Origin of the sequence: Paraburkholderia sp., from assembly GCF_035656215.1 — a bacterium.
Classification (GTDB): Bacteria; Pseudomonadota; Gammaproteobacteria; order Burkholderiales; family Burkholderiaceae; genus Paraburkholderia.
The window spans coordinates 21,207-28,790 of the sequence record NZ_DASRSY010000161.1; the positions used below are offsets into that span (position 1 = coordinate 21,207).

Here is a 7,584-nt window from a genome sequence, read left to right on the forward strand (position 1 = left end):
GAGGAATCAAAAAATGAATGCAAAAATCATGACTCGCGTTGCCGTTTTTGCCGTTGCCGGTTCGTTGCTGGCAGGCTGCGCAACCCAACAAGGCACTAACGCGGCTGTCGGCACGGGCGTGGGCGCCGGCACCGGCGCAGCACTCGGCGCGATCTTCGGCGGCGGCAAGGGCGCGGCGATCGGCGCGGGCGTCGGCGCTGCGGTGGGTGGTATCACCGGCTACAACTGGCAAGCCATTCACAACAAGCTGTCGGGCGCCACCAAGGGCACCGGCACGCAGATCACCGAGCAGCCGGACGGCTCGCTCAAGCTGAACATCCCGAGCTCGGTCACGTTCGACACCAACAGCTACGCAGTCAAGCCGTCGTTCGCGCCGGTGCTGGATCAACTCACGCAGACCATGCAGCAGAATCCGGAACTGATCGCCCAGGTGATCGGCTACACGGATAGCACCGGTCAACCGGCGTACAACCAGACGCTGTCGGTCAACCGCGCCCAAAGCGTGACGGGCTATCTGGGGCAACGCGGCGTGGCGCCGCAACGCCTGTCGGCTGAAGGCATGGGCCAGAACCAGCCGATCGCCGACAACAATACCGAAGCCGGCCGTGCAGCAAACCGTCGCGTGGAAATCTATCTGCGTGCCACGGCTCAGCACGCAACGCAATAACGGCAGAACTCGAACGGGAATGAAGGCACCGGGCATCCGGGGACCGGGCGCCGGGCTCTTGCCGTAGGCGGCCGGTGCACCGTAAAAAGCGGAGGAAAGGAAAACTCGCACGAGAACGAAAAAAATTTCGAACTCTGCCGAAAATCCGCGGTCTGTCTTTACGGTACGTGGCTGGCAATTGCCGTCGCGTCACCATTCTCCTCTTGTCGTTGTTGCTCCGGGGTTAATAGCCCCGGTTTTTTTTGGGCGCTCGGTTTTCGCCCCGAAGGAAGTCTCCCTGGCGGATTAGGGGACACACCTCCCCGCTCCAGCAACCACCCAGCCGCGACTCAGGCGGCCCAGCCCGCGCCGGGCGCCTGCCCTGCTAGAATCAACGTTTCGTCCCACCGCAGGCTCCCACCATCCTTATGTCAGCACCCGCAACCGATCTCTCCGCAGGCGCGCCGTCAGGCCGTCGCCAGGTTCTCGTCACGTCGGCCCTTCCGTATGCGAACGGGCAAATCCATATTGGCCATCTGGTTGAATATATCCAGACGGACATCTGGGTCCGGACGTTGCGAATGCACGGGCACGAGGTCTACTACGTGGGCGCCGATGACACGCACGGCACGCCGGTCATGCTGCGCGCGGAAAAGGAAGGTCTGACGCCGAAGCAGCTGATTGACCGCGTCTGGCAAGAACACAAGCGCGATTTCGACAGCTTCGGGATTTCGTTCGACAATTACTACTCGACCGATTCCGAAGAGAATCGCGTGTTGAGCGAATCGGTCTACCTTGCGCTCAAAGACGCCGGCCTGATCGAAGCGCGCGACATCGAACAGGCATACGACCCCGTCAAGGAAATGTTCCTGCCGGATCGCTTCATCAAAGGCGAATGTCCGAAGTGCGGCGCGAAGGATCAATACGGCGACAGCTGCGAAGTATGCGGTTCGACCTATCTACCGACCGATCTGGTCAATCCGTATTCGGTCGTCTCGGGTGCCACGCCGATTCGTAAGACCTCGACGCACTACTTCTTTCGCCTGTCCGACCCGCGTTGCGAGAATTTCCTACGCGCGTGGGTGGGTGGTCTGGCGCAGCCCGAAGCCACCAACAAGATGCGCGAATGGCTCGGCGACGCCGGCGAAGCCAAGCTCGCCGACTGGGATATCTCGCGCGACGCGCCGTATTTCGGCTTCGAAATTCCGGGCGCGCCGGGCAAGTATTTCTACGTATGGCTGGACGCGCCGGTCGGCTACTACGCGAGCTTCAAGAATCTCGCCGAAAAGCGCGGCCTCGATTTCGACGCATGGGTCCGCAAGGGTTCGACCGCCGAGCAGTATCACTTCATCGGCAAAGACATTCTGTATTTCCACACGCTGTTCTGGCCGGCCATGCTCGAATTCTCGGGCCACCGCACGCCGACCAACGTGTTCGCGCACGGCTTCCTGACGGTGGATGGCGCGAAGATGTCGAAGTCGCGCGGCACGTTCATCACCGCGCAAAGCGTGATCGAAACGGGCCTGAATCCGGAATGGCTGCGCTACTATTTCGCTGCCAAGCTGAACAGCACGATGGAAGATCTCGACCTGAACCTCGACGACTTCCAGGCGCGCGTGAACAGCGATCTGGTCGGCAAATACGTGAACATCGCGAGCCGCGCCGCCGGCTTCCTGATCAAGCGTTTCGAAGGCCGCGTGCAGGACAGCGCGATGCAGCATCCGCTGCTCGCCACGCTGCGCGCCGCCGTGCCGCAAATCGCCGCAAACTACGAAGCGCGCGAGTACAACCGTGCGCTGCGCCAGACCATGGAATTGGCCGACGCGGTCAACGCGTACGTCGACACCGCCAAGCCGTGGGATCAGGCAAAAGACCCGGTCAACTCGGTCGCGTTGCACGAAACCTGCAGCGTAAGCATCGAGGCGTTCCGTCTGCTGTCGCTGGCGCTCAAGCCGGTGCTGCCGAAGCTGGCGGAAGCGGTCGAAGCCTTCCTCGGCATCGAGCCGCTGGTGTGGGCCGACGCGAACGTGCCGTTGAGCTCCACGCGCCCGATCAACGCGTACAAGCATCTGATGACGCGCGTCGATCCGAAGCAGATCGAGGCGCTCGTTGCAGCGAATCGCGATTCGCTGCAAGCCACGCCGGAGGCTGCAGCACCGGCGGATGCGAAAGCCAAGTCGAAGGCAGCGAAAGCAGCAGCAGCCGACAAGGAAGAAACGCCCGGCGTCATCTCGATCGACGACTTCGCCAAGATCGATCTGCGCATCGCGAAGATCGTCGACTGCAAGGCGGTGGAAGGCTCGGACAAGCTGCTGCAACTGACGCTCGACATCGGCGAAGAGAAGACGCGCAACGTGTTCTCGGGCATCAAGTCGGCCTATCAGCCGGAGCAACTGGTCGGCAAGCTGACGGTGATGGTCGCGAACCTCGCGCCGCGCAAGATGAAGTTCGGTCTGTCCGAAGGGATGGTGCTGGCAGCCTCGGCGACTGACGAGAAAGCCGAACCGGGCCTCTACGTCCTCGAGCCAGACAGCGGCGCGAAGCCGGGCATGCGCGTGAAATAAAGCGCGCGGCGTCGAACGCTGCAGGCACAAACAAAAACGGCACGCTTTAAAAGGCGTGCCGTTTTTTTGTGCCGTGGCGTTGCTCAGCCACGTCAATCACCGGCCTACGATCACCAACGGATCCGGTCGAAGCGCCGCGTATAAAGCAGTTCTAAGCCATCGAACGTGCCGCCATATGCCGCGACCGACCAATAGCGCGTGAGGTTCACCGTCGCCTTGATCGCATTGCTCGCCGACTGCAGACCCTGCTCGTAGCCCACCACGAGCCACTCGTTGATCGCCTTCGACACCATCACGACTTGCGGATCGGTCAGCCCGACTTCGCTTCGCCCGATCGAAAACTCGTCAAGCCCGAAGGTCTGCGCGATCCGTTTGCCGCTCGCGCTGCCGAGCAAGGCGAGCGCGGTTGTCATGGTGCTTTGCTGACCGAGGTTGTTGCCCTGATCCGTGCCGTGTCCGAATAGCAGCCAGGAGAGCTTTTCGTTATCCGGCACGTTCGGTTCGGAGATCAGCTTCGCGACCGGGAACTGGACCGTGCCCGTGACCTGCACACCCGCCTCGACCTGCTGATTGCGACGCATCGCGAGAATGTTGAGGCCCGGATTGGCCACCGGACCATTGAACGTGAAGAAGCCGTTCTCGATGTTGAGCTTGCGGCCGAATGCGGTGTAGGTCGAGCCCTGCGTCACGCGTACATTGCCGACCGCGCGCAATGGCAGGTTCGGCGCGCTCATCGCCGTGATCGTGCCGCTCAGGCCGAGGTCCGCGCCTTGCCCGCGGAAACGGAAGCTGTTGCCGAGACTGATGTCGATATTGGCGCGCGGCGCGAACGGACCGATCGGCTTGTTCGTGCCGGCCACCGCGGGCGGCGGCCGTTCGCCCGCCACCGTGCCGTCCGGACGCACGATCACCACATCGTCGCCGAGCTTTGGCGCGGACTGCTCCGGCATATCGAACAACGCGTGATCGACCACGAATTTGCCGTTGATCGCCATGCCGCCCTCTGCCCCGGCGTTCGCCACGCTCGCGCTGCCCGAAAGCGACAGATTGCGGTCCGGCGCCGCGAACAACTCCAGCTTATCCGCGACGATGCTTGCGGACAGATCCGGTTCCGCGCCATCCAGACGCACGCGGCCGGTGGCGCGCAGCGTGCCGCTCGCACCGTGAAACTCGACCTGCTGGAAGTCCACCAGATTTTGCGAGAGCGCGATGCGCACGACACCGTCCTTCAACTGCACGCCCTGATCGACCATCGTCGCCGACAGACCATCGCCGAGCAGCGACCCTGTCAGGTTCGGTTTGGCGACCGTGCCGCCGAGCGCGAGTTTCAGCGCGAGGTGGCCGTCGAGCAGATAGCTCGGCCCGAACAGGCCGCCGGTCGTTTTCAGCGACGGCACGTTCGCACTCACATTGCCGCTGACCGCACCCTCTTCGTTGACGGTCAGGAAGCCGTCGCGCGGGACGAGCGTAGTATGCGCGTCGGCGTCGATCACGCCGATCCGGCTGGCTTGCGCGTGGACAGTCGCATTCAGCCGGTTGCCGCCGCTGAATTCGGCGCGCGCGCTCATATCCGTGATGCCCAGCGAGGCCAAACCACGGCCAATTTCGACCGTGACGTCGCCGCCGCGGCGCTTCAACTGAATGTGGCCACTCGCGGTGCTGCCGAGCGCGAAGTCCCAGTCGCCGTCGAACACCAGATCGGTTTTGACGGCCGGAGGTTCGCCGGTAATTTCGCGCCGCAGATCCTGCAGACGCGCAAGCGAAATGTCGGTCAGGGTGCCGGCGGACTGGATCTTGCCGTGGTCGAAGGCGAACGATTTCAGGCTCAGCACCGCGCCTTCGAGCGTGAGACGCGTCGCGCCGAGTGTCAGACGGTTCGGTCCGGCGCTCACGGCGAGCGGCGACTCGAGATTCAGCGCAGGGGTGCCGCGGTTCTGCAGGCGGGTCACGGTGCCGTCCCAGCGCGTGCCGTCGCGCGCTTCGGTCAGCTTGCCGCTGGCCGCGAGCGTCAGATCGAGCGGACGGTCCTGCAGCTTGCCGGTGGCCGCCGCCTCCAGCGTATGGTTTGCGCGCGTGCCGGACAGGCGGGCCGTGAGCGTGGTCAGATCGACACCGCCAGCGCTGAGATTGCGCGCATCCGTCGTGAAAACGAGCGCGCCGTTCGCACCGTCGCGCAGTTCGGCGTGACCTTCCGCATGGCCAATGCGGTTACTGCTGAACACCACGCTGTCTGCCTTGTAGTTCAGCACCACATTCGGATGCGCGAACGAACCGGTGACGTCGCCATCCGCCGCGATGAGCCCGGCGAGGCCGAAACCGAGGCGCTCCAGCTCCGGCGCATCGACGCGAAAACGCAACTGGTCGCCGCGCGCACCGAAGCTGCCTTGCAGGTCCACCGGATTGCTCGCCACCGAGAGATTCGCGCGGCTCGGCAGAATCCGCGAGCCGGCTAGCTGGACCACGCCGCTGCCCGTCAGCGGCAGGCCGTCGTAGACGCTCGGGCCGAGTTTGAATTCGGCCTTGGTGGTAAAGACCGGGCCAAGCATACCGGCAGCGGTGAGCGTGCCGTTCACGCGTGCCTCGATCTTGCGCGCGGGCGTCGCGCCGCGTTTGGGCGGCGGCGCTTTGCGTTGGACCACTTCGGTCCGCACCACGGCCTTGGCGGTGTTCTTTACCGCGGCGGCGGCTTTGTCGCCAGGGGCCGCGCTTTTTGCGCCGGCCGTGCTGCCCGCTTCTGCCACACCCTGAGCGACTTTCTTGCTCTTGACGTTGCTCGCCGCAGGCGCCGGGCCCGTTACCGGCGAGCGCGACGGCATCTGCGAAGTCAGTGTCAAGGGATCGAAGTCGGTCAGTTGCGCTTTCAGGTTATAGGTGGAATTCGCATCGTGTTTAAGCGCGCCGGACAGATCGATGCGGCCTTTGCCCGACGTGACGCGAACGTCGTTGAAGCTCATTCGCGCGGGGTCGAAGGTCACCTTGCCTTGCGCGCGCAAGCCTGCTTTCGGGTCGGCGAGATCGAGGGTCAGGCTTTGCACGTCGTCGTTCAGACGGACGCCGATCGGACCGGAAAGCTGGGTGGGTCGCACGGTCGCTTCGAGCGCGTTCAGGTCGAGCCCGGCGACATGCAGATCGAACTGACCGCGCTTGCCGGTCAGCACGCCGCCACCGGTGAGCGTGGCGCTCTTCACGAGACGCACCTTCAGGTTCGAGATGCGCTGCGCCTGGGCGTCGAGGCGCACGTCGGTTTGCGCGTCGATCAAAGGCAGCAGGTTCTGGTCGATCGCGCCGGGTTTGGCGTTGACGATCGAGACATGGCCGGCAACGGCGAAACCTGCGGCGCCTTTCTTTGCCGCATCCTGCCCCACCGGCGCCAGTTCCGCCCGCACCGCCAGATCCGCCAGCGGCGCGCCCGGCGCAAACGCCTGCGGATTGACGTGATCGAAAGTCAGCGTGGCGCGTTGCAACGGCACGTCGCCGAACGGCGTAGCCTCGACCCGGGCATGGCCGGCGAGCTTCATGCCGCTGGCATCGAGTTCGGCGACGAGATTCTCCAGCGAGCCGCTGAGATGGCCGCCCACCTGCACCGCCTCGTTATTGACCTTGCCGGAATAGCCTACATCGCCGGTCAGCGGAAACGGCTGCACCCCGTCGAGCTTCGCCGCCGCCGTTACCGCGCCGAACGGCGTGTCCAGCCGCTCGATCGCGGCCTCATGGTGCCGGCCATCGCTGCGGCCATGGAACATGAAACGGGAAAGCTCCGTAGTCGACCCGCCCTGGCGCAACAGCAGTTTGTCGACCTGCACATCGCGCACCTCGAGTTGCATCGGCAAGCGCAAGTCTTGCGGCAATTTCAGCGGTCCGCTGCTGCTCGACGACGAAGAACCGACGCGAGCGTCGATCGTACCGATATGCAGATAGTCGATCGTGAAGCGCCAAGGCTTGTGCGTCAGTCCCCAGCGGCCGGCCACGCGGTCGATCTGGATATCGGTACCGCTGCCGTCGAGACTGCGCCAGCGCACCTGCCGGAGTTGCACGCCGTTCGAAAGCGCCCCGCTCTCCAGGGTACCGGTGAGTTTGCCGCCGAGCAGTTTGACGGTCGCCTGCCACGCGTAAGCCGTCCCACGCTCAGTCGTCAGAGCGCCATACAGCAGGCCGATTGCCACGGCGACCAGCAACACCAGCATGGCGACCGTCCACCCAAGCATTTTCAGCAGCAACCGGCCGCGACGGCGCGCAGGCGGCGGCGCGTCGGGCGGAGGCTGCTGTCCGGGCGGCTCTCCTGGTGGATGAGCGCCGGGCGGCTGCGCGGGTGGTTGAGCGGAAACGTCCGTGGTCATGCGTGGATCATGTAAGAGCAGGTTTCCATCAGAAGGC

General features: G+C 64.2%; 3 protein-coding genes. 2 read left to right on the forward strand and 1 reads right to left on the reverse strand.

The features are described 5' to 3' along the window. Window positions 1-13 precede the first annotated feature (13 nt). Window positions 14-667: an OmpA family protein gene (locus tag VFE81_RS09315; RefSeq protein ID WP_325044315.1), complete on the forward strand. Its 654-nt coding sequence runs from the start codon at window positions 14-16 to the stop codon at window positions 665-667. A gap of 407 nt (window positions 668-1,074) precedes the next feature. Next, window positions 1,075-3,210, forward strand: a complete 2,136-nt coding sequence (gene metG, locus VFE81_RS09320; protein WP_325044316.1) for a methionine--tRNA ligase — start codon at window positions 1,075-1,077, stop codon at window positions 3,208-3,210. Between the two features lie 110 nt (window positions 3,211-3,320). Here the strand turns inward: metG and VFE81_RS09325 are convergent, their stop codons facing one another. Next, window positions 3,321-7,547 carry a translocation/assembly module TamB domain-containing protein gene (locus tag VFE81_RS09325; protein ID WP_325044317.1) on the reverse strand — a complete coding sequence of 1,409 codons (4,227 nt, stop codon included), beginning with the start codon at window positions 7,545-7,547 and terminating at the stop codon, window positions 3,321-3,323. Between the last annotated feature and the right edge of the window lie 37 nt (window positions 7,548-7,584).